This window comes from Helicobacter sp. NHP22-001, assembly GCF_030270165.1.
GTDB lineage: Bacteria > Campylobacterota > Campylobacteria > Campylobacterales > Helicobacteraceae > Helicobacter > Helicobacter gastrofelis.
Genome location: NZ_BSWS01000007.1, coordinates 1 through 21,158, shown reverse-complemented (window position 1 = coordinate 21,158; position 21,158 = coordinate 1). Strand labels below are relative to the sequence as shown.

Here is a 21,158-nt window from a genome sequence, read left to right as displayed (position 1 = left end):
ACCTTTTGCTTTTCTAACATAATTTGTGGAGTCTTGATGGGTTTAAATATAAGATTGGGGTTCAAGACAAAAATCATTTCAGTGTTGGCGGTGTTGCTCATTTTGGTGTTTGGCACCACCATCGTGATCATCGGGGTGAAAATCCGCAACAACTTAACTCAGCAAGCGCAAGCCTCGCTCAAAACCAATATCAATATTTTATCTTCCACGATTAAAGAATGGGATCGCAATACTCTCTCTATTTTGCGCCAGACCGCCCATTCTTTTGAAAAGATGTCTTTAAATGACACTGGGCAGGTGAAACAAGTTCTAGAATTCACAAACGACAACATGAACTCCGCCGACATGTATGTAGCCTTTGAGGACGGGCGTATCATTAAATTACAAGGCAATGAACCCACGGGATACGACCCACGGATACGTAGTTGGTATCAAAATGCCAAGGCCGCTATGGATGTTTCCATCTCTAAACCCTACATAGACGCTTACACAAAAAAAATCGTTGTTACCTATTCTTTGGCCTTAAGACAGAAAGGTATTTTTAAGGGTGTGCTGGCTTTGAATGTTGATTTGGATAGTCTTTTGGTATCCATCATCAATACTTATTTTAATAAGCAAAGGGTGCATCTCTTGGATAAAAATGGGGTTGTACTGGGCTCATCGGTTTATCAAGAGGGTAGTGAGTACCATGCCAATGACCAAGGGTTGCGCCGGCAGATTTTAAGCACTTCTTCTGGTTTCATTGAGAGAAACGGCAAGGAGGGGGTGAAGTTGTACACCTATAGCACCATTGATGGTTTAGGTTGGAAAGTGGTTTCTGTTGTCTTTAAAAAAGACGCACTTAAAAATCTACATGGCGTCCAATCGACGATGCTTTTTATTTCTGTCATCGCCTTAGTTTTAGTGACTTTTGTTCTTTTTGGAGTGATTGAAGTTTTGTGCCGCCCACTCATCCAGTTGCGTGATTTGATCATCCAATTGGTTTCAGATGATGGGGATTTGACCAAACGCCTACAAATTAAAGGCAAGGATGAAATCGCCACCATCTCAACCAATATCAACCTTTTATTAGAAAAAATACAAGGTATGGTTTCTAAAATAAAAGAGTTGGGCGTGCAGAATAATCAAATCGCCAATGTCCTTTACACAAGTGTAAACACCGTGGAACAGCACACCCAAGAAGCCAAAGATCTTATCCACACTGCCCTAGAAAACGGCGATCGTGTCATTGACAATATTTTAAGAGGAGTGGAAAATGCAGACAAAAACAACCAAAACCTTCTGCAGACGGACAGCACTCTAGAAAAAATCCGCTCCCAAATCCAAACCTTTAGCACAAATCTAGCCAACAACGCCCAGTTAGGCACGGAGTTTTCTAGCCGCTTGGATGAAGCCTCCAAGAACACCGAGAACATTAAAGCTGTTTTGACTTTGATTGCAGATATTGCAGGACAAACAAATTTATTAGCCTTGAATGCGGCCATTGAAGCGGCGCGAGCAGGCGAACATGGCAGAGGTTTTGCGGTGGTGGCTGATGAGGTTAGAAAACTAGCTGAAAAAACCCAAAATAGCTTAACTGAGATCACCAGCACCATCAACGAAGTGGTGCAGAGTATAGGCACTATCAGCCAAGATTTACACAGCAACGCCCAAGAGATTTTAAAAATCTCTAAACTTGCACGCTCTTTACAAGAAATGGTCGATTCAAATGTGGAAAATATCCAAAGCGTGATCAGTGCCACTAGTGAAGATGTGCGGGGGTTTAAAGGTGTGGCTAGCACCACAAAAATGATTGTGCAGAGCATCCAAGAGATCAACCGCCTAGCCGTACTCAACTACCAAAGTGTGCAAGATGTGGGTAAGGCTAGCCAATCCTTAAATAAAGTAGCGCAGGTGCTCGATCAAGAATTGGCTAAATTCAATGTCTAACATGCGCTCTACTGCGTGTGGCTGTATTTTTAAGCCCTAGATCCCCTACACCGCTATCACCTACAAGCCCAGTTTAAGCATGTGTATTTTTTGGATCTTGTAAACAGAGCTCAAGAGCAAAAAAGCGGCTACCCTAAACCAAATGGCACTTAAGGTAACAAGGCAGCGATCCTATGTGGCTTGAGTTTTGTATTTTTTGTGCTTAATAAAAAATTTAGTTAAGATATCTTTGCTTTTATAAGTTCAGTACAAAGGAGTTACATGCTTTTACGAAAAGCCATGGTTGCTTGTGGTGTGTGTGTATGTGTGTCGAGTCTTGGTGCTGAAAAGAGCGGAGCGTATGTGGAAGGAGGGTTCCAATATTCTAATTTCTCGGGGATACGTTCGGTAGACAACACGCCCCTTCCAACGCCTAAGCGTGTTACCACTAATGGATTTACGAACACCTACGGCGAACATGGCAGAAATGTGATGGGTGCCCTTTACAATGGCAACCTCTATGGCGTGGATCTGCAGTTTGGCTATAAGCAATTTTTCGGCAAGAAAAGGCATTTTGGCTTGCGCTATTATGGCATGTTTAGCGGACAAGGAGGAGAATTTAGCGGTATGGGTTCAGCTCTTGGAACCAGCTATGTTAACCAGCCCTCTGCAAACTTGTTTTATGGCGTGGGCATGGATGCACTCTTTAACTTGTATGAGAGGGGCGATCGCACCTTTGGGTTCTTTGCCGGTGTGATGATTGGGGGGAGCTCATGGTTAATGGGTCAACCATCCGGAAATGCTAGCTGTAGGTGGGAAAAGATCCAGCTGAAGGCACCGGTTGTGGGACTATGAACCAATATATGGGGAACTTGGCAAAGGTCAAAGATCCTGATCTCGCACTCAAACACTCGCCCAACTATGTGCAATTCGTGGTCAACATGGGCTTTCGCACCAACCTCACCAAGCACCAAGGGTTTGAATTTGGTGTGCGTGTCCCCACCATTAATGACCCCTACTTCACGGCGACATTCACCAAAGCCGACAGCAGCAGTTGTGGATATGGCACTAGTCCTTACTGCGGTGGCAAGGGCAGTAAAATAACCCACACTTTTAGGCGTAATGTGTCCATCTACTGGAACTATGTCTACAACTTCTAGAAGTGTTTGGGGTCTGTAGGTTTGGCGTGTGGCTGTCTAGTCATCTCTGCCCTACTAGGACTGAAGTTAAATTGAGCGGTCAATGTATTCGTTAGGGCTGCAAAACACATCAGCGGCCCCTAGAGCTCGGGATGAGCGTGGATCCCGCCCTTGCTCCTTTTTGGGTTTAAAACTCATAACTTAGATAGGCTGTTACAGAACGCCCCGGGCCGGGCTGGTAGCCAGCGGGGCTTGTGCCGATCCCTCTAAAATAATACTTCATGCCAAAAATGTTATTCACTTGTAAGCTCCCCGTGATTTTATGCCGTCCACTTTGCCAAAACACTTGGCTCACTTGGACATTCCACACCCAATACCACGGCAAGAGCCCCACGCTGTTACAGCCCTGAGAAATGCCCGCATTCTTGCTCGGGTTAAGCTTAAAACAAGCGGTTTGGGTTCTGGCTTGGTTGAGCACAGAGGAGTAGGCGCGGCTGTAAAAGTAGCTAGAGAGCCCAAAGGTGGTGTGCTTGTAGGTGTAGCTCATATCAAAAATGAATTGATGAGGGCTTACATAGGGCAATCTTTTACCCTTGAGGTTAAAGGGGTGATCGACGATCCCTACAAAGTATTTGGTCTTGTCTAGGGCATTGGTGGTAACGCGTGCGTCCGTGTAGGTGTAGGCTAAATGCATTTGTAGCCCTCTAATGGGGGCGTAGTAAAGCTCCAATTCCACGCCTTGACTTCTAGCGTTTAAGGGTCCGGGGCTATAGCCGCCGGAGTAATAGTTTTTGGCAAAAATCACAAAGTAATTAGCGTTGAAACTAAGGATATTTTTATAGCTGTAGCGTGAGCCACCCTCTAGTTCGTTAAAGGTTTGGGTGTAGTCAGAGGAAAACGCCCCGATGGTGGTCATGTTAAATTGTGGGGGGATGAAACTGCGGCGGTAGTTGCAATAGAGCAGCCACCCGTCTAAGGGTTTGTAGCCGATGTTGAGTGCGGGGCTAAATTGGTTGCCCGGCTCCTTGGTGGTGTTCCATAGATTGAAGTTATGCTTGGTGGGGATGCTTTTATGGATGTTTAAAAAAGTGTAGCGCAAGCCCGGGGTAACCACGACTTTGCCACCTAAAAAACTTAGTTTGTCGCTCAAATACACGGCGGTGTAGTTGTTGTCCATTTTGACATTTTGGCTCGGGCTTTTGATGAGCACATAAGGGCTCATGGTGCAAGAGCCATTAGCCCCCTCACAAGTGGATTGCAGGGTTTTAAAAAGCATGTTGCTTTGCATAAAACGCATGCCGACCTTGATATCTTGGCTCACAATAGGGTGGCTAAAATGCAGGTTTAAGGCGGGCTCAATGGCGTTAATAAGGTAGGTTCTGGCGTGGTTGGCGATGAAAAACCCGCTGTAATTTTCATCGGTGTAAATGTGTCCTACGGCAGGGTTGGTATTCACGCTTAAATAGTTGGAGTCTAGCTGAAAATCGCGGCTCATGGTGTGCCCGTAGTAGGTGAGCGTGAAGTCCCCGTCAAAGTGGCGGGTTTCAAAGAAATTTTGGTAGCGCACGCTCCAAAGCATCGCTTTACCGCTCTTAGCGTTGTTGGGGCGGGTGTTGGCAAAGCGGTTTTTTTGATAATCAGCTAAAGCCATTGACCCCGGGTCTGCCATGTCAAAGCTGTAATATTGGTAATTGGCGGTGATTTTGTTGTTCTCGTTGATCTGGTAGAGCAAGTCTAAGAGGTAGTTTTGTATCGTGCTAGGGCTGTTTGCTCTAAAGCCCTGCCCTGTGATGTAGTTGGCTTGCGCCTGCACGCCAAAGTGCTTGTTGATCATGCCTCCACTCTTTAAATAGGTGTTGTATAAAAAGTTATTGGCTAGAGTTTTGATGAAAGGTTGCCCCTTACTCTCTGGCCCCACAAAGCCCCCATTGCTCGCCCTGCCCCACGCTGTCATGCGTTCAGCCACTTGGTTTTGCCATTTATAGGGAATGGGCTTAGTGATGATGTTGATGACCCCCCCAAAGGCGTTAGGGCCATACTGCACGCTCTCGCCTCCTTTAACCACACTAATGCGGTCGATCATTTGGAAAGTGGCAGGGAAAATGGGAATAGAGATGTCGGCATAAGGGGCGGCATAAACGGGGATGCCATTAACGAGGATAAAGCCCGTGTTGCTGTTGCCTGAGCCCCCGCCCCCAAAGCCCCGCACCGAAAATCTGGGTAGTGCTCCGATCCCCGTGGCGTTTCTAATGTGGATCCCGGGGACATTTTGCAAGGCTTCCTCAATGCTTTGGTTAGCCTGCTGGGTGAGTTGTTTATGTGAAATGATCGTTTGGCTACCCAAATAATTTTTCACTTCTTCACTGCGCCAGCTTTTGGGGGCTTCTTCATTGACCGACCTACCCGTGGCTTCCACCCTTTGCAAGCGGTGGGTTTTAATGCTTTGTTGTGCCCCTAGCACTAGACAACTTCCACACAATAATGTCAAACACCTATGCATACAACACTCCAGTAGAGAAATAATAGAAAACAAACGCTACTTATACAACAACAATTATAAGAATAATATTAAATACTATAATTGATGTTGCGAGGGTCGTGATCTATTTTCACAGCATAAAAGTTCGTATATGGAAATTGCGCCATATAAAAATTCTTTTTCTTCCAGAGCACGCACCAAATCCATATAAACCTCACTTGAGGGTATATAATTGATACTTTAGAGAACAAGCAAAGCGTGTGGAGTGATTCTTACCAACTGATATAAGACATATCTAATGGACAACAAACTACAGAGATACTTAGGATACCCCGGCATAGCCGGGAGATGAAAAGCTAGGCTTGATGTTCCTCATGCCCATGGTGATGGTGTTCATCTGCATGATGGTGGTGATGGTCTCCACAACAATGATGGTGGTGGTTTTCTTCGTGTTGTGCATGCCCTTCGTGATTGTGGCAACATTTATCAGCGTGTGTCATTGCGTATCCTTTGCAATTAAAATATTACCTAGCTCTAACTAGGCGGGGGTATTTTATCTAAAATTTGTGTTTTATTTCAATTTAGAATAATCAAGGTTACTCTATCAGAGATCGTAACAAGCGATTCAAAGTTTTAAGACCAATGTGTCAAAATTTTAGGGTGCGTTGGTCTAGGGGTTTGCCCAAAGATTGCGCCACTAAGCAGATCTTTTTTTGCCTTAATGAAAGCCATTTTGTGAGTTTTAGTGTGAAATAGCGTAGGACATCGCCCTTAAAAACTTTAAGCCCACAAGATAAAGCAATAGGTGAGGACTTAAGTATCCATGGCATTGCTTTAAACGATGGGACTTCCATCCTTATCTATTGGTTTTATGGGCGTTTTTTTGATTTTTTTATGCTGAAAACACTAAGAGAGCTTGTAAAGATTTTGTAAGAATCTTTTTAAGATGTTGGGAGCTTCGTATACAGCGTGGTTACGAGTTGAATAAAAGTTTAATGCATGGAGAGAGGCAAACCTAAACACGATGTCTATGGCTATCAAGGCAATGTGATTACCAAAGACACGGGTAAAAAACGCATTGAACCTAGAATTTACGCCCAGCTCATGGAGAAAGAAAAAGGCGCGCGTCAAAAGTGGCTTATAATTCTCTTTAGCTTGCTCTTGGGGTCTGTAGACAGTCTTAACTTTATGGTGCGTTAAAGCCATTCGCTAAAGTGTCTATGCAGTTTCTTGGCAATAAAGTCCATCGGGGTTAAAGCTCTAAAGAGCTCTTTCTTTATTGCGCTCATTTGCACTTGGTTTTAGCACGCTTGGGCGTATGTCAATAACCCGATCGTTTCAAACTTTCAATAATTTTCTTTGACCCCTTTCGGTTGATTTAGTAAGCTCCACCATCAAAAGTCCATGCAACACCCCACCACCACTCTTAATAGCTACATCTTTTAGAACCAAAAAACATTTCTATTCGTTAGATAGGGTGAGAGCTAATGAACACTTCGGTTTGTGTTTGAGATAGGTATCACCAAATAGCAAAAGTATGTAAGGAGTTTAAGATGACATTAAGAAGCTTCCATGGTTTGCACCTTTAGGGGAATTGGACCATAACTTTAGACTATACTTATAGTAAAGCAAAAGTTTATGGGTTTTTAGATTCTGCAATATCCTCATTAAAGTCTATACAAAAGTAACTTCTAGGCTAGACTTGTATTTCAAGATGTAAGAGAGTTTTAATGGAATAACCGATGGACTGTTTTTTTAGTCCACGAGATTAATTCATGAAAGGATGGGCAAGAACAGCGTATTCTAGCTCAAAGTTGGATCATTCCCAAAGACCCGTTTAAAAATTTGGTCTGTATGTCTTAGGTAATGCGCTGTTTCAAAACAAGCTTTAAGCTTTTTTGGGTCGATGTCTTTTAGTCTAGGGTCGACAAGTAAAGCGTTTAAGAAACCCTTTTTGTGGTGCTTGTCCTCTTGCAAGTCTTGCCACACCTTAGCAGCGTTTTCTTGCACGATGTCATAGCTTTGCTCTTTGCTAAAGCCTAGTTTTGGTAGTTCTAAAAGCACTCTTTGCGAATACACTAATCCACCCGTGCGCTCTAAATTCGCTTGCATGTTTTTGGGGTAAATGACAAGGGTCTTTAGTAGGTTTGTCAAGCGGTGCAGCATAAAATCCGTGGTGGTGAAAATGTCGGGGAAGACAAAGCGCTCCACGGAACTGTGGCTAATGTCGCGCTCGTGCCACAGAGCGACGCTCTCAAGCATGGGCACAGCATAACCTCTAATGACCCGACACAATCCCGTGATGTTTTCGCTCAACACGGGGTTGCGTTTATGTGGCATAGCCGAGCTGCCCTTTTGCCCCACGCTAAAGTATTCCTCCGCCTCATAAACTTCTGTGCGCTGGTAGTGGCGGACATTAGTAGCGATTTTTTCGCAGCTGCTGGCCAGCACGGCTAGGGCGTTGATGAGTTTAGCGTGCCGATCCCTTGAGATGACTTGATTGGTGATTAAGGCAGGCTTTAACCCTAAAATCTCACAAGTTTTTTCTTCGAGCTCTAAAGGGGTGTGTGCCATATTTCCCATCGCCCCGCTCACCATGCCCACGCTCACTTCCTCGAGCACCCCCTCTAAAGATTTCACATGGCGGCGCATTTCCTCAAACCACAACGCCCACACCAGCCCAAAGCTCATCGGCTCGCCATGGATGCCGTGGCTGCGCCCGATGATGGGGGTGTCTTTAAACTCAAATGCCCGATTTTTCAGCACCTCTAAAAGCCCTTGCAAGTCTTGCAAGATGATTTCTAGGCTTTCTTTTAGTATTAAAGCTAAGGCAGTGTCTATACAATCGCTAGAAGTGATGCCGTAGTGAAAAAAGTGCGCCTCTTCTCCCAAGTTTTCACAAACGGCATTCACAAAGGCGATCAAATCGTGTTTAGTGGTTTGCTCGATTTCATAAACCCGTTCTAAGCTAAAACTAACTTCTTGGATTTTTTGGCAACTCTTAGCGTCTACCACGCCCAAGGCGTGCCACGCCTGCACAATCGCCTTTTCAACTTTTAAGTAAGTGTCAAACTTGTTTTGTACGCCCCAAAGGCGTGCCATCCCCTCCAAAGCATAGCGATCGACCATTAAACTTTGGCTTCTTCTCTGCGCTGTAAGTATTCCCAACGGGCATCGACATCTTTTTGCAACGCCTCAATGATGTGTTCATTCTCTTTTTTGAACAAGTGGGCAAAGCGTTTTTGCACACCTAAATAATCGCGTACGGGCAGAACATTGCGGGGGCGGTAGGTGATTTTTAGTTCATGCCCATTAAAGATTTCAAACAAGGGGAAGATCAAGCAATCCACCGCTAGATCCGTCATTTCAATCGCCAAAGAAGAGTGGTAACGCCACTCGGTGGGGCAGGGGCTAAGGGCGTTGATGAAGCAGGGACCCTCAGTGTCTAGGGCGGTTTTGATTTTCTTGTTCATGTCCTTCCACTTGTTGGGCGCAATTTGGGCGGTGTAGGGGATGCCATGGGCTGCCATGATGAGGGGTAGGTCTTTTTTGCGCTCTTTTTTGCCAAAGCTCACCTTGCCCGCAGGGGTGGTGCTAGTGCTTGCGCCCATAGGCGTGCTGCCGCTTCTTTGCCCCCCCGTGTTGGCGTAGTTTTCATTGTCTAGGCAGATGTAGGTCATGTCATGCCCGCGCTCCAAGCACCCGCTGATGAATTGAAACCCGATGTCATAGCTTGCGCCATCGCCCCCAAAGGCGACAAATTTAGGGCGTTGCCCTTTGTATTTGCCCTTGCGCTCTAGGGCTTTGTACATGCTCTCTGCGCCGCTGATAGCAGTAGAGCCGTTTTCAAACCCGATATGGATCCAAGGCACATCCCAAGAAGTGTGTGGATACACTGCTGAGCACACTTCTAAACAGCCGGTGGAGTTGCCTAGCACAATGGGCCCATCCACGGCGTTGAGCACCTCCCTCACGATGATCCCATGCCCGCAACCAGGGCAAAGGAGGTGGGAGCCTTCAAACTTTTCCGCTGATTGGCTAAAACTCTTGAGTGTTTTGACTTCTTTAACCATGTGTTCTCCTTAAAAGTAAGACAATTTAGGTCCAGCAAGCCCGATGAATTGCTGGGTGGGGTGGGTGAGCGCACCTTTTTGTGCGTCTTGGCTCAACTCCTCAAAAATATGATCCAAGTCCGCTTGGGTCAAGTCGCGCCCGCCTAGCCCGTAAATGTAGTTGCTAAGCACGGGGTGGCGTGAACCTTGCACTTGGTATAAGCTAGCAGCGATCTCATTAAAGAGTGCACCCATAGCCCCAGAAGGCGAGCTTTTATCCATGATAGCCACAGCCTTAGCCTTTTTAAAGACTTCACCCAAAGCCACAAAGGGAAAGGGGCGTAGTAGGTGTGTGGTTACCACGCCCGCTTTAATACCCTTTTCCCTAGCTTTCTTAGCCGCCACAATGGCAGACTCCCAAGTGGTGCCAAGCGCAAAAATCGCTACCTCAGCGTCTTCCATGTCAAAGGTTTCTAAAATATTGTATTGCCGTCCTGTGAGTTTGGCAAAATCATTAAAGATATCTTCAAGCACGCTACTAGACTCCATAATGGCGTGGTGTAACTTGGCTTTGTGCTCAAAGTGCCACTCTTCCTCAGCCTGTGCCCCGTAGCTTACGGGTTTGTCAAAGTCAAACATGGGATGCACGGGGACATAATCGCCCACGAATTTATAAGCGATATGGTCGGCTAGGGGGCGGACATTTTGTACGGTGTGTGAAGATAAGAACCCGTCTTGGTGCACCATCACGGGCACCCTCACCCCCATGTGCTCGGCGAGTCTAAACGCCATGAGCGTAAAGTCATACACTTCTTGGGGGTTGCAGGTGCAAAGGCTGATCCAGCCGCTATCGCGCCCCAAATACATGTCCGAGTGGTCGCAGTGGATGTTTAAAGGCGAAGCCAAAGCGCGGTTAGCGACATTCAGCACAATAGGCAGACGCATGCCAGCGGCTTGGTAAAGCACTTCCACCATAAGGGCAAAACCTTGTGAGCTTGTGGCGGTGCTCACACGCCCGCCTGCAGCCGCTGCCCCCACGCATGCGCTCATGGCGGCGTGCTCAGACTCCACCAAAACAAACTCGCCATCAATATAGCCATTGTCTTTAAAAGAGCCGTAGTTTTGGATAATGGGCGTGGAGGGGGTGATGGGGTAAGCCGCCACGACATCCACTTGTGCCTGTCTTAGAGCGTGTGCGCTCGCCGTGCAGCCATCCCACGCCTCCACACCATTTAAGTGGTAACTAGAAGCCATTATAACCCCCTTCTGTGCGGTAGCTTTTCTTTTTCAAACCCTCTTTCTTTTCAGGCCATTTGCCAAGAGCCTCCTCTAGGGGCTCTAAATTATCAAACATTAAAAGAGATTTGGGGTTAGTGGGGCAGACATCCACACACACGCCACAGCCCTTGCAGTGCTCGTAGTCGATCCCACTCATTTTTCCCTCACGGGATAAAATGGACGCATCGGGGCAGTAAACCCAACAATTAAAACAATTAATGCAAACATCCTTGTTATGCACGGGTTTTTCCACCCGCCAATGCGCCACGCTCGCAGTGAATGAGCTGTCCGTGGTGTAGGTGCGCTCGTTATTGTGTTTGCTTAATTCCTCCTGTCCTTGTTTTTCAAAGGGGAAGAGCACCGCCCCCATTTCAAATTCTTGCCAGTTTTTCATGTTTGTCCTTTATTGCACTTGGGCGTAAGCGTGGTCGATCGCGAGCATGTTCGCATCGATCAAGGCTTGGGGCATTTTTTTACCCAAAACTTCTTTAAAAGTGTTTTTAAAAAACTCGAGTTCGAGCATGCCAGAAACTTTCATTAAAGCCCCAAGCATAGGGGTGTTTGGGATGGGGCGTTTAATCGTGTCCATTGCGATTTTAATGCAATTTAGGGTAAACACCTTTTTGTTTGCCAACTCGGGTTTTTTTTCAAACAATTCATCCTTGCTTAAATGCGTGGTGATGATGTAGGTCGTGTCGGGTTTTTCATGCTCGGTGATGTCGGCGATGAAAGTGAGCCCTGGGTCGATCACCAAGACATAATCGGGGTGCATGAACTTCTCGTGGTTTAAAATGGGCTCGGAGTCGATGCGGTTATACGCCGTCATCGCCGCCCCCCTTTTTGCCGACCCATAGACCGCAAAACCTTGTACCTCTTTTCCTGTGGTGGTGAGCACATCGGCTAAGCCCTTTGCGCCCGTAACCGCGCCTTGCCCAGCGCGTGCGTGCCATCGAATTTCTAGCATCGTTCTCCTTCCTTAAAAATAGACAAAAAAGTCCGTATTGCGGGGGGATTATACAAGATTTTAAGTAAACCTACGCAAAATGAGGGAGATTTTAAGAATATCGTCCTCTTCAATTACCAAAGCCCGCTAAACAACCCCTTTAACTCATTTGTGCGCCGCTCTCGGCGTTTTGTAGCCAAATGAAGACCTCCACCACGCTTGCGTAAAGTTCGGGCGGGATGGGCGTATCTAGGTGCACATCTAAGAGCGAGTTCACTAAGGCTTCATTGCAAAACAAGGGGACATCAAAGGCTTTTGCTTTTTCCATGATCGCTTTGGCAATTTGGCCTACCCCGCTAGCCACCACTTTAGGCGCGCTATCCTGCCCGATGTTATAGGCTAGGGCTACGGCTTTTGGCATTCCCATTAATAGCCCATCACCAACGAGTCGCACACCGCCCATGAGAGCGGGTTTTGGCGTTTGTTAAGGTGTGCCACCGCACGCACGAGCATGTCGCTTTCAATGTTCACTCTGCGCCCGGGCTTGTAGCTATTAAAGAGGGTGTTTTTAAAGGTGTGGGGGATGATGACCAAAGAAAAGCTGTCGTTTTGCACGCCCGCCAAGGTCAAACTCACCCCGTCTATGGCAATCGAGCCTTTGGGGATACACAGCTCTAAAATAGCCGGGGAGGCTTTAATGGCGATGTCCACTTGACTTTCCCCCTTTCGCACACTCTTAACCACCCCCACCCCATCGATGTGCCCTTGTACGAAATGCCCATCAAAGCGATCCCCTGCCTTTAGGGCAAGCTCAACATGCACTCTTTGGCCGGCTTGGTAGTTTTCTAAAGCGATGTGCGCCTGTGTGTGTGCGCTCATCTGTGCACTAAAGCCCCCCTTGAAAAGAGCGATCGCTGTAAGGCATGCCCCATTGACAGCAATGCTGTCGCCTATTTTGGGCTTATGGGCGCTTTTTAGGCTCAAAACCCCATTGCTGAAACTAAGGATTTGCGTCACTTCGTGGATCAATCCGCTAAACATGTGTGCCTTTTTTATCGTTTTTTAGGGTATCAACCCCTTAATTATAGTACAATGGAGCTTTTTTAACTGTATAAGGAACTAGATGTTAGATCTTGTAGACACCCATTGCCACTTAGACCACGCCCACTACCTTGCTGATGTGTGTCAAGTCTTGGATAACGCCAAAGAAGTCGGGGTCAACACCGCCATTATCCCCGCCGCCAGCCCCAAAGACCTAGGGCGCGCCATCGCACTTTGTGAGAGCCACCCCAACCTTTACTTTGCTGTGGGCGTGCATCCTTTGGATTTACAAGACTTTCAGTTGGACTTCTTAAAAGCGCATATCCAGCATCCTAGATGCGTGGCTGTGGGCGAGTGCGGGCTAGATTACCACTACCAAAACGACCCCACCACCAAAACTAAACAACAAGAGATTTTTCAAGCCCAAATTGCTTTGGCTTTAGAGTTTAACAAGCCCCTAATCGTGCATATACGAGAAGCCAGCGTAGACGCACACGCCATTTTAAAGCAGTATCCCGAGCTTAGGGGCGTGTTGCACTGCTTTAATGGCGATGGCCTTTTGCTAGAGCTAGCGGATAATTTTTACTATGGCATTGGGGGCGTGGCGACCTTTAAAAACGCCAAAAATTTAGTAGAAACCCTGCCCCAAATCCCCCTAAAGCGCTTGCTCTTAGAAACCGATGCACCCTACCTTGCCCCCCACCCCTTTAGGGGACAGCGCAACGAGCCTAGGTACATCCCCTTAATTGCTGAAAAGTTAGCTCAGGTGCGCCAAATGGATGTGCAAGAGCTAGCCCACAGCACCACACACAACGCCCAAACTCTTTTTAATTTAAAGGTACACTTATGATTTTTAAATCCTTGTTACAACCCTTGAGTTTCGTTTGCCTGCTGAACCTGTCTTTGTATGCCGCCCCGCCCACGATCAACAGCACTAGCCTAAAGACTTTGAACGCCTTTGGCGTGGATGCCGACTTTCTAACAAATAGGGCCAACACCGATGCCTTAGGGAGCGTGCAACAAACCTTTGATAAATTGCTCCAACACTACGATGCTAATGGGGTTTTCATCCCCACCATCAAAAACATGCTCTTGCAAGCAAATGTCCCCATAGAGTTTTTGTTTTTAGCGATGGCAGAGTCTAGGTTTTCGGCGAGAGCCTACAGCGTGAAAAGGGCGGTGGGCATTTGGCAGTTCATGCCAAAAACCGCTAAAATGTTAGGCTTAAAGGTCAACACTCTAGTGGATGAGCGGCGCGACCCGATCAAAAGCACACAGGCGGCGATCACCTACTTTAAAATGCTCTACAAGCAAACCCACCAATGGTATTTGGTGGCGATGGCGTATAACTATGGGCTTAGGCGCGTGCTAGAGGCGATCCAAGTTGCGGGCACGGACAATATCAATGTCTTGCTCGATGAAGGTAAAAAATACCTACCCCTAGAAACCCGCCACTACATCCGCTCCATTTTGAGCCTAGCCATCGCTTTCAATAATTTAGACACAGAGGGCAACAAGGCGTATCTACTCAATAGGGGGGCGCGCCAAACACTAGCTAGCGTGTCTGTTAAGGGGGGGACTTTATTGAGCCAAGTCGCCACGAGTGCGCATTTATCCCTAGCCAAACTTAGGGCTTATAACCACCAGTTTAGATATAACTTTTTGCCCACAGGTGCGCCTAGCATGGTCTATATCCCCTATGAAAACCTTGCCTACTTTAAGCAACACTATAAGCCCAAGAGCTACATTGTGCGCGTTCTTAGCCACAAGGTTAAGCCTAGAGAAACGCTTTATTCCATCGCTAAAAAGTTCCACAGCTCTGTTGCCCTTTTGAGGTATACAAATAACCTCAAAGGTTTTTACTTGAGCCGCAGACAAAGGCTTATCATCCCCGTTTTAGGCCACAAAACCCGCCGCTTTAAAGTGGCACAAAACGAGGTTAAATGAAATTGTGTTGTCAAGTTGTTTTAGTCAGCTTGGCGTTTATAGGGTGTGCCAAAAATGTGGAAGGACAACAAAGCTACGCTTTTTCTAACAAGCATGAAAGTTTGCGTGCCTATGAAGATGCTAGGGACTTTAATGGCACCATCCCGCCCAGAAAACACTTTTCTTTTTTCCACCGCCATAAGAATAAGCACCTAGAAAACAAAAGCTACGACACTCCCGTATCTAAAAGCAGTTTGACAGCGGGTATGATCGATTCAGCGGCGATGCAGCGCGCCACCATGCGCCCCTACAGAGTGGGTGGCAAGACCTACTACCCCACACAGGTAAAGGTCGGGCAGACTTTTGATGGTTATGCGAGTTGGTATGGCCCCAACTTCCACGCTAAGAAAACCAGCAGTGGTGAGATTTACAACATGTACGCCCACACTGCTGCTAATAAGATCTTGCCCATGAACACGATCGTTAAGGTGACCAACAAGGACAACAACAGAAGCACCATTGTGCGGATCAACGACAGAGGACCTTTTGTAAGAAATAGAATCATTGACCTCTCCAACGCTGCCGCACGCGATGTCGCTATGATCGGCAAGGGAGTAGCCCCCGTGCGCCTAGAGGTGATCGGCTTTGGAGGGGTGGTGGCGAAACAATACGCCCCCTCTTTAGAGCAAAATAAACAAGCTAGAGCCTTGCAGAAAGAATTTAAAGTGGGCGAGAGCCAAAAAAGTTACAGCGGGGGCAACTTCTCCTTGCAAGTGGGGGCGTTTTATAATCAACAAGGGGCCATGCACGCTAGAGACTCCTTGCAAGTGCACTTAAAAAACACAAATTACTCTAGCGTTATTGTAAATGGAATTAAAAACGACAGACCCATTTATCGGGTGTTTATCAGAGGCTTTAAAAGCCAAGAAGAAGCCAACGACTATGCACAATATCTAAAAAAGTCTAGTATTTTGGTGCGTGAATAGGTGCGTGCGAACCCCGTTTGGCTGTTTTTTATCGGCTTGGCGGTAGCAATGGGGGGGTTGATTTTGTTTTTCTTACGCCCCCAAAGACAAGCCCCCACCTTTAACGGAGATTTTGCCAAAATTGAATTGCGTGGCTTTAGTGCTTTTGAGGGCAATGCCACTAGCACGGATTTAAACATTAAGGGCAGTCATGCTTTACAATTTAGCGACCACGAAGTCCTTTACGACTTTGTTTTGAGTAAATTTGACAACGATAGCCAAGTTTTAGAACACGCTAGAGGGGAGGTTTTGGTGCGCCGTGGCGATTTATATTCTTTTCCTAAAGGGGTGCTTTACACGACCAGTAACCATGAAAGTTTTTGGAGCCAAAAAGGGGTTTATAACCACGCTAAACAGATCTTTCAAGGGGAGGGCAATTTTTTATTAAATGGACCTGAAGGGCATGTAAGCGGGCAAAACATCGCCTACAACCACAAAACCCAAGTCTTGCAAGCGCAGGGTATCCACGCCATCATCAATTTAGCAGAGGCTGAGCACCCCAAGGGACGACACACACAAAGGTTTAAGTTTTGAAAAAGCTCGGTTTCTCCCTTTTTATTTGTGGTTTGTTGTGGGCTGTGCCTTTAAAAGAAACTTTAGAGGTTACAGCGGATAAATTCCTAGCCAATGATCAAAAGAAAACCACGATCATTCAAGGCAATGTCCATATTAAAAAGGGCAAGGACACGCTGACGGCTAACAAGGTCATCATTTACACCAATAACAAGCGTAAACCCACTAAATACGAGGCGATCGGCGATGTGCATTTTCATTTGTTTACAGAGGATGGTAGAGAGGTTAAGGGGCACTCGGATCGCTTGATTTATGATGCGCTCAAGCAAGAGTATCGCTTGTTACAAAACGCTGTGGTGAACGAAGTGGGCAAGGTAAACTCTGTGAAAGGTGAAGAGATCATTTTAAGCAAAGAGCATGGTTATGCGGATGTGCTCGGGGGTAAGGACAAACCTGCGACCTTTATCTTTGACATGGAGGACATCCAAAAAGAGCAAAAAAAGCAAAAGGCAAAAAAGCATGCCAAACAACAATCTAAACCTTAAAGTGTTAGAAAGTCGCTTCATGTGCTCGGCAACAAATATGGCGCAAATCCCCCCCACTAGCTTGCCTGAAATGGCGTTTTTGGGGCGCAGCAATGTCGGCAAAAGCTCGTTTATCAACCAGCTTTTGGGGCGTAAAATCGCCAAAAGTTCGGCTACGCCCGGCAAAACCCAAATGGCAAATTTTTTCACCACCACTTGGCAATTAGGGGCTGAAAAAATCGCCTTTGGCTGCATTGATTTACCCGGTTTTGGGTATGCCAAAGTGTCTAAGAGTTTACAAGAGGAGTGGGGGGCGTTTTTATGCACCTTATTACAGCAACGCTCCAGTATCAAATTATTCTTACACTTAATAGACGCGCGCCATTTACACTTGAGCCAAGATGAAAATGTGCAAGTGTTCTTGCAAAGTTTTGTCAAACCCGACCAAAGTATCCGTTGTGTTTACACAAAGTTTGACAAACTCACCAGCCATGCTAAACACGCCCTACTGCAAGAACACCCAAATGCTCTAGTGAGTGTGCTAAAGCCAAGCACCCTTAAGTCCAAATTTGGCTCTTTGAAACACTTGCAAATCACTTTGCTAAACGCATTGTTGGGGCGCATATGATCTCAAGATTAACTTACACCCACTGCGTCTTATATGTGTTGGGCTTTTATCTTTACAACAATTTACAGGTCCTTTACCCCATTTTGCCTCCTCTCCTTGGCCTTCTTTTTATGTTATACAAAAATAGGGGAGTGGTGCGCTCGCAAAACCGCTATATCCTCTCCATTTTTGCGTGTTTGCTGCTCTTTGAGGCGATCAACCAAGAGCCGCTTGGGGTATTGATTTTGCTCTTTATCCTCTACGAGAAGATCGTTTTACAATTCGTTTTAAGGGCGTTTGAAGAGCATATTTTATGGGAGGCCTTCCATATAGTGGCGATCTATGTACTTTACACTTTACTGCTTGCCACCTTGCACGACACACCCCTAGTCCCTTGGGATCGGCTCCTAACTTATGGTGCGCTTGAGTTCATTTTGTGGAGAGTGTATGCAAGGTCTTAGATTCCGTTTCATCTTTGGCTTTTTGGCACTCGTGTGGGCGATTTTGCTCTTGCGCATTTTCATTTTAACGATCAAGACCAACGACTACTTTGAGCAGCTTGCCCTGCGCAACATGACTAAAAAAGAAATTTTAGTCCCCACAAGGGGGCTAATCATGGATCGTAACCACCAACTGCTCGCCATAAACGAGCTGGGCTTTAGCATTTCACTTGCCCCCGCTCTTAAAAAAGACCAGTTGCAACAAGAATTAGAGTTTTTACAGCACCACTTCCCCACTCTAGATACTCAAACCGCCGCCCAAAACTACCATAGACAGAACTCCGTCTACAACCACAACGCCATACAGATTTTAGAGTTCATCCCCTACGCCCAAATGCAGACCTTGTATCCTCAATTGATCCTCGATCCCAAAATCACTATAACCCCTGCCAACAAACGCCACTATCCGGGCAACGCCCTAGCCTCCCATGTTTTGGGCTACTTAGGTGCAGCGGATACTAAGGATATGCAAAGTGATCCCAAGAGCCAATACACCCACACCATTGGTAAAACTGGTTTAGAAAAAGAGTATAACGACCTCTTACAAGGGGAAATAGGCTATAAACTCGTGAGCGTGAACGCTTTAAACCAAGAATTAAAAGTCTTAGAAGAAAAACAACCCAAAACTAACAATGACTTGGTGTTGACCTTAGACAAACGCTTACAAGAGAAAGCCGATGCGCTGTTTGTGGATAAAGTGGGAGCGGTGGTGGTGATGGATATACACACAGGAGCGATCTTAGCTGCGGGTAGCTACCCAGAGTATGACTTAAATGACTTCATCGGCGGGATCAGCGTAGCAAATTGGAAAAAACTCCAAGAGAATATTTACAATCCCCTATTAAACCGCCTCATCAATGGGCTTTACCCCCCCGGCTCTGTAGTGAAAATGGGTTCGGCTTTGAGCTTTTTAGAATATCTACCCATCACAGAGCGAACAGAAGTCTATGCTCCCGGTTACATTGAAGTGGGCAAGCGCAAATTTAGAGATTGGAAAGCCGGTGGGCATGGCAAGACAAATTTATACAAGGCGATCAAAGAATCCGTAGATGTCTACTTTTACAAATTCGCCCAAGATATTTCGATCGACAATTTAGCCAAGACTTTTCGCCAAATGGGCTTTGGACAAAAAACAGGTGTGGATTTGCCCAACGAGTTTATCGGGATTTTGCCCGATCCTGGTTGGAAGATGAAACGCTTTGGTGGCATTTGGAACACTGGCGATACGCTCATCACTTCTATCGGGCAAGGTTCGTTTTTAACCACGCCTATGCAAGTGGCAAACTACACGGCTTTGATTGCCTCGGGCAAACTCCCCACCCCCCATTTTGCGCTCAAGGGTAATTTTAAAGCCAAAGATGTCTTGGATAACTTCCAAAAATCCAAACTCCCCGTTCTAAGGCAAGGTATGTATGAGGCGTGCAGCACACAGGGGGGCACGGGCTATTACAGCACAAGGGGGGTTAAAGTCGCCCTGGCGTGCAAAACGGGCACGGCGCAGGTTGTGGGCATCGACCAAGACACCATCAAGCGTGTGAAAGAAGATCAAATGGAGTACTTCCACCGCTCGCACGCGTGGATGACCGCCTTTTTGCCTTTTAAAAACCCTAAATATGTCATCACTGTTTTAGTGGAACACGGCGAGGGAGGCAGCAAGAACGGCCCGATTGTTAGGGCAATGGCAAATGCTCTTGTGGACTTGGGCTACATTAAGCCTTAGTTTGTTAATCAAAACATGCTAGATTAGGGCATTTATTTCTAAGGACTTTTAGATGCCCTTATATGACCTACTCAAACAAGTGAGCGTTGTAGATAATCGGGGGGGGGGGGGGGGAACTCTACCTCTATAATTGGTTTAATGATATCGGCGTTGCTATTGAAGAAAGGTACATCGCTGAATTAACCCAGCACCAAATCGCCTTTACAAACGACTTTCCCACTAGGCACCTCGGGTTTTTAACCCAAAATAACTTTTTTGCCCCTACCCACAAAGGGGACTTTTACGAACAAGAGTTTGACAAGCAAATCAAAAGAGAAGGGCAAGAATTGCATTTAATCTTGCTCCCCGCCGGGGATGCGTGCAACTTCCGCTGTGTCTATTGCTATGAAAACCATTTAGACACCGCCCGTTTTAAACAGCTGAACAGCGATAAAATCTTTGCCCTTTTAGAAAGCAATCAAGACAAACGCATCCGCATCGAATACTTCGGGGGCGAACCGCTTTTAAACCTCAAGTGGATTTTAGCGTTTCAAGAGAGAATCGCCCACATCCCACACAGCGCATCCATGACCACCAATGGCTACCTTTTAAGTAAAGACAATATGCAAGCCTTGGTGCAGCGCAATGTCAAGGCCTTTCAAATCACTTTAGACGGGCTCAAAGAGCAGCATGACAAAATGCGCCCTAAATGCGGCGGGGGCGGCAGTTACGATCAGATCATGGCAAACATCCACGCCATCCACACGCTTAAAGAAAACTTTAAAATCATGCTGAGGTGTAACTTTAACCAGCACAGCTCCAGCCCAGAGCAAAGAGTGCAATTTTTTAAAAACCTTGCATTTTTAAAGGGGGATTTGCGCTTTGCCCTGCTCTTTAGACCCATCGGTTTATACTCCGAGGGCAACAACACCACCACACCCGAGCGCAGACAAGCGTGCCACAGCGGTGCACCCAACATGCAAGGCATTTGGGAGAGCGAGGCGCAAGAGCAGGGCTTTTTATTGGGGGATTTAGGCATGCTCACCCAAATTGCCGGCTCGGTGTGTTACGCGTCTAAATCCTCAAACCTCACCATCAACCCCAATTTAGAAGTCTTGAAATGCACCATTGCGCTCAACCAAGAGCACAATAAATTCGGGGATTTGCAAAAGGGCTTGAGGCTTGAGGCGCATAAACTAGAGGCGTGGAAGGAGTATATCCGCTTTGACCCTGCTTGTAAGGATTGTTTCTTTTTCTTCCAGTGCATGGGGCGCGCTTGTGTGCTGAAAAACTACCTCAGCAAGTCTAAGAAATGCCCTGTTATGCCCAAAAACGTCCCCTTTTTAGTGGCAAAAATCCGCAAACAAAAGGAAATCTTAAGAAAGGCGGTGAGCGATGGAAAAAACCTTTGAGTTTAAAACTCTCCGGCAGAAATCCCACTCGTCTTTAGCGGGTGGGATGAATGCCCTCTACCCTTGATTTTCTATGTATCTTTTGATAGTTTCTGGGTTAGCTTCTCCTATG

Annotated in this window: 22 protein-coding genes; 13 read left to right on the top strand and 9 right to left on the bottom strand. The window is 46.5% G+C overall.

Annotated elements, in window-relative coordinates:
* Positions 1-54: 54 nt before the first annotated feature.
* The 3 genes from QSJ47_RS06005 (at position 55) to QSJ47_RS05995 (ending at position 3,068) form a co-directional block, all read left to right on the top strand.
* Positions 55-1,929, top strand: a complete 1,875-nt coding sequence (locus QSJ47_RS06005; protein WP_285602755.1) for a methyl-accepting chemotaxis protein — start codon at positions 55-57, stop codon at positions 1,927-1,929.
* A gap of 261 nt (positions 1,930-2,190) precedes the next feature.
* Complete coding sequence (locus tag QSJ47_RS06000; RefSeq protein ID WP_285602754.1) at positions 2,191-2,763, top strand: outer membrane beta-barrel protein; 573 nt, start codon at positions 2,191-2,193, stop codon at positions 2,761-2,763.
* A 17-nt stretch (positions 2,764-2,780) separates the two neighbouring features.
* Entirely contained in the window at positions 2,781-3,068 is a 288-nt protein-coding gene (locus QSJ47_RS05995) for an outer membrane beta-barrel protein (protein WP_285602753.1), read from the top strand.
* A gap of 166 nt (positions 3,069-3,234) precedes the next feature.
* On the opposite strand, the gene QSJ47_RS05990 is transcribed toward QSJ47_RS05995, so the two are convergent.
* On the bottom strand, positions 3,235-5,535 hold the full coding sequence (locus QSJ47_RS05990; RefSeq protein WP_502875126.1) for a TonB-dependent receptor family protein: 2,301 nt from the start codon (positions 5,533-5,535) through the stop codon (positions 3,235-3,237).
* Between the two features lie 313 nt (positions 5,536-5,848).
* Complete coding sequence (locus QSJ47_RS05985) at positions 5,849-5,986, bottom strand: hypothetical protein (protein ID WP_285602751.1); 138 nt, start codon at positions 5,984-5,986, stop codon at positions 5,849-5,851.
* Between the two features lie 539 nt (positions 5,987-6,525).
* Between QSJ47_RS05985 and QSJ47_RS05980 the strand changes: the two genes are divergently transcribed.
* Complete coding sequence (locus tag QSJ47_RS05980) at positions 6,526-6,726, top strand: hypothetical protein (RefSeq protein ID WP_221272465.1); 201 nt, start codon at positions 6,526-6,528, stop codon at positions 6,724-6,726.
* A gap of 603 nt (positions 6,727-7,329) precedes the next feature.
* On the opposite strand, the gene purB is transcribed toward QSJ47_RS05980, so the two are convergent.
* From purB to ribE, 7 genes are all read right to left on the bottom strand, one after another.
* The gene (purB, locus tag QSJ47_RS05975; protein WP_285602750.1) at positions 7,330-8,655 is read right to left on the bottom strand and encodes an adenylosuccinate lyase; all 1,326 of its coding nucleotides are present in this window, start codon (positions 8,653-8,655) and stop codon (positions 7,330-7,332) included.
* Positions 8,655-9,599, bottom strand: a complete 945-nt coding sequence (locus tag QSJ47_RS05970) for a thiamine pyrophosphate-dependent enzyme (RefSeq protein WP_221272466.1) — start codon at positions 9,597-9,599, stop codon at positions 8,655-8,657. The genes purB and QSJ47_RS05970 overlap by 1 nt, the downstream gene beginning before the upstream one ends.
* Before the next feature lie 9 nt (positions 9,600-9,608).
* A complete protein-coding gene (locus QSJ47_RS05965; protein WP_221272467.1) occupies positions 9,609-10,832 on the bottom strand; it encodes a 2-oxoacid:ferredoxin oxidoreductase subunit alpha in 1,224 nt (407 codons plus the stop codon).
* Positions 10,822-11,250, bottom strand: coding sequence for a 4Fe-4S dicluster-binding protein (locus QSJ47_RS05960; RefSeq protein ID WP_221272468.1), 429 nt, complete (start codon positions 11,248-11,250; stop codon positions 10,822-10,824). Before QSJ47_RS05960 ends, QSJ47_RS05965 begins: the two co-directional genes overlap by 11 nt.
* 9 nt (positions 11,251-11,259) lie before the next feature.
* A complete protein-coding gene (locus QSJ47_RS05955; protein WP_221272469.1) occupies positions 11,260-11,820 on the bottom strand; it encodes a pyruvate flavodoxin oxidoreductase subunit gamma in 561 nt (186 codons plus the stop codon).
* A gap of 139 nt (positions 11,821-11,959) precedes the next feature.
* On the bottom strand, positions 11,960-12,226 hold the full coding sequence (locus QSJ47_RS05950) for an EscU/YscU/HrcU family type III secretion system export apparatus switch protein (protein WP_221272470.1): 267 nt from the start codon (positions 12,224-12,226) through the stop codon (positions 11,960-11,962).
* Positions 12,226-12,840, bottom strand: a complete 615-nt coding sequence (gene ribE / locus QSJ47_RS05945; protein WP_221272471.1) for a riboflavin synthase — start codon at positions 12,838-12,840, stop codon at positions 12,226-12,228. Before ribE ends, QSJ47_RS05950 begins: the two co-directional genes overlap by 1 nt.
* Positions 12,841-12,922: 82 nt before the next feature.
* Between ribE and QSJ47_RS05940 the strand changes: the two genes are divergently transcribed.
* The 9 genes from QSJ47_RS05940 to QSJ47_RS05900 all read left to right on the top strand — a co-directional run bounded on the left by QSJ47_RS05940 (position 12,923) and on the right by QSJ47_RS05900 (position 21,046).
* Positions 12,923-13,690, top strand: coding sequence for a TatD family hydrolase (locus QSJ47_RS05940; protein WP_285602749.1), 768 nt, complete (start codon positions 12,923-12,925; stop codon positions 13,688-13,690).
* A complete protein-coding gene (locus QSJ47_RS05935; RefSeq protein ID WP_502875125.1) occupies positions 13,687-14,787 on the top strand; it encodes a lytic transglycosylase domain-containing protein in 1,101 nt (366 codons plus the stop codon). The genes QSJ47_RS05940 and QSJ47_RS05935 overlap by 4 nt, the downstream gene beginning before the upstream one ends.
* A complete protein-coding gene (locus tag QSJ47_RS05930) occupies positions 14,784-15,752 on the top strand; it encodes a septal ring lytic transglycosylase RlpA family protein (protein WP_221272473.1) in 969 nt (322 codons plus the stop codon). The genes QSJ47_RS05935 and QSJ47_RS05930 overlap by 4 nt, the downstream gene beginning before the upstream one ends.
* A 48-nt stretch (positions 15,753-15,800) precedes the next feature.
* Positions 15,801-16,325 carry a hypothetical protein gene (locus QSJ47_RS05925; RefSeq protein ID WP_285602748.1) on the top strand — a complete coding sequence of 175 codons (525 nt, stop codon included), beginning with the start codon at positions 15,801-15,803 and terminating at the stop codon, positions 16,323-16,325.
* Positions 16,322-16,849: a lipopolysaccharide transport periplasmic protein LptA gene (gene lptA, locus QSJ47_RS05920; RefSeq protein ID WP_221272475.1), complete on the top strand. Its 528-nt coding sequence runs from the start codon at positions 16,322-16,324 to the stop codon at positions 16,847-16,849. Before QSJ47_RS05925 ends, lptA begins: the two co-directional genes overlap by 4 nt.
* Positions 16,824-17,456: a ribosome biogenesis GTP-binding protein YihA/YsxC gene (gene yihA, locus QSJ47_RS05915; RefSeq protein ID WP_285602747.1), complete on the top strand. Its 633-nt coding sequence runs from the start codon at positions 16,824-16,826 to the stop codon at positions 17,454-17,456. Before lptA ends, yihA begins: the two co-directional genes overlap by 26 nt.
* Positions 17,457-17,590: 134 nt before the next feature.
* Positions 17,591-17,896 carry a hypothetical protein gene (locus QSJ47_RS05910; protein ID WP_221272477.1) on the top strand — a complete coding sequence of 102 codons (306 nt, stop codon included), beginning with the start codon at positions 17,591-17,593 and terminating at the stop codon, positions 17,894-17,896.
* Positions 17,883-19,655 (top strand): penicillin-binding protein 2, encoded by a 1,773-nt coding sequence (gene mrdA, locus QSJ47_RS05905; RefSeq protein ID WP_221272478.1) that lies wholly within the window; start codon positions 17,883-17,885, stop codon positions 19,653-19,655. The genes QSJ47_RS05910 and mrdA overlap by 14 nt, the downstream gene beginning before the upstream one ends.
* Positions 19,656-19,981: 326 nt before the next feature.
* Positions 19,982-21,046, top strand: coding sequence for a radical SAM/SPASM domain-containing protein (locus QSJ47_RS05900; protein WP_285602746.1), 1,065 nt, complete (start codon positions 19,982-19,984; stop codon positions 21,044-21,046).
* Positions 21,047-21,158: the final 112 nt, after the last annotated feature.

Coding starts and splice junctions, on each gene's coding strand:
- QSJ47_RS06000 (WP_285602754.1), top strand. CDS start 2,191: ATGCTTTTACGAAAAGCCATGGTTGCTTGTGGTGTGTGTGTATGTGTG.
- QSJ47_RS05985 (WP_285602751.1), bottom strand. CDS start 5,986: ATGCACAACACGAAGAAAACCACCACCATCATTGTTGTGGAGACCATC.
- QSJ47_RS05980 (WP_221272465.1), top strand. CDS start 6,526: ATGGAGAGAGGCAAACCTAAACACGATGTCTATGGCTATCAAGGCAAT.
- purB (WP_285602750.1), bottom strand. CDS start 8,655: ATGGTCGATCGCTATGCTTTGGAGGGGATGGCACGCCTTTGGGGCGTA.
- QSJ47_RS05970 (WP_221272466.1), bottom strand. CDS start 9,599: ATGGTTAAAGAAGTCAAAACACTCAAGAGTTTTAGCCAATCAGCGGAA.
- QSJ47_RS05965 (WP_221272467.1), bottom strand. CDS start 10,832: ATGGCTTCTAGTTACCACTTAAATGGTGTGGAGGCGTGGGATGGCTGC.
- QSJ47_RS05960 (WP_221272468.1), bottom strand. CDS start 11,250: ATGAAAAACTGGCAAGAATTTGAAATGGGGGCGGTGCTCTTCCCCTTT.
- QSJ47_RS05955 (WP_221272469.1), bottom strand. CDS start 11,820: ATGCTAGAAATTCGATGGCACGCACGCGCTGGGCAAGGCGCGGTTACG.
- QSJ47_RS05950 (WP_221272470.1), bottom strand. CDS start 12,226: ATGGGAATGCCAAAAGCCGTAGCCCTAGCCTATAACATCGGGCAGGAT.
- ribE (WP_221272471.1), bottom strand. CDS start 12,840: ATGTTTAGCGGATTGATCCACGAAGTGACGCAAATCCTTAGTTTCAGC.
- QSJ47_RS05940 (WP_285602749.1), top strand. CDS start 12,923: ATGTTAGATCTTGTAGACACCCATTGCCACTTAGACCACGCCCACTAC.
- QSJ47_RS05935 (WP_502875125.1), top strand. CDS start 13,687: ATGATTTTTAAATCCTTGTTACAACCCTTGAGTTTCGTTTGCCTGCTG.
- QSJ47_RS05930 (WP_221272473.1), top strand. CDS start 14,784: ATGAAATTGTGTTGTCAAGTTGTTTTAGTCAGCTTGGCGTTTATAGGG.
- QSJ47_RS05925 (WP_285602748.1), top strand. CDS start 15,801: ATGGGGGGGTTGATTTTGTTTTTCTTACGCCCCCAAAGACAAGCCCCC.
- yihA (WP_285602747.1), top strand. CDS start 16,824: ATGCCAAACAACAATCTAAACCTTAAAGTGTTAGAAAGTCGCTTCATG.
- mrdA (WP_221272478.1), top strand. CDS start 17,883: ATGCAAGGTCTTAGATTCCGTTTCATCTTTGGCTTTTTGGCACTCGTG.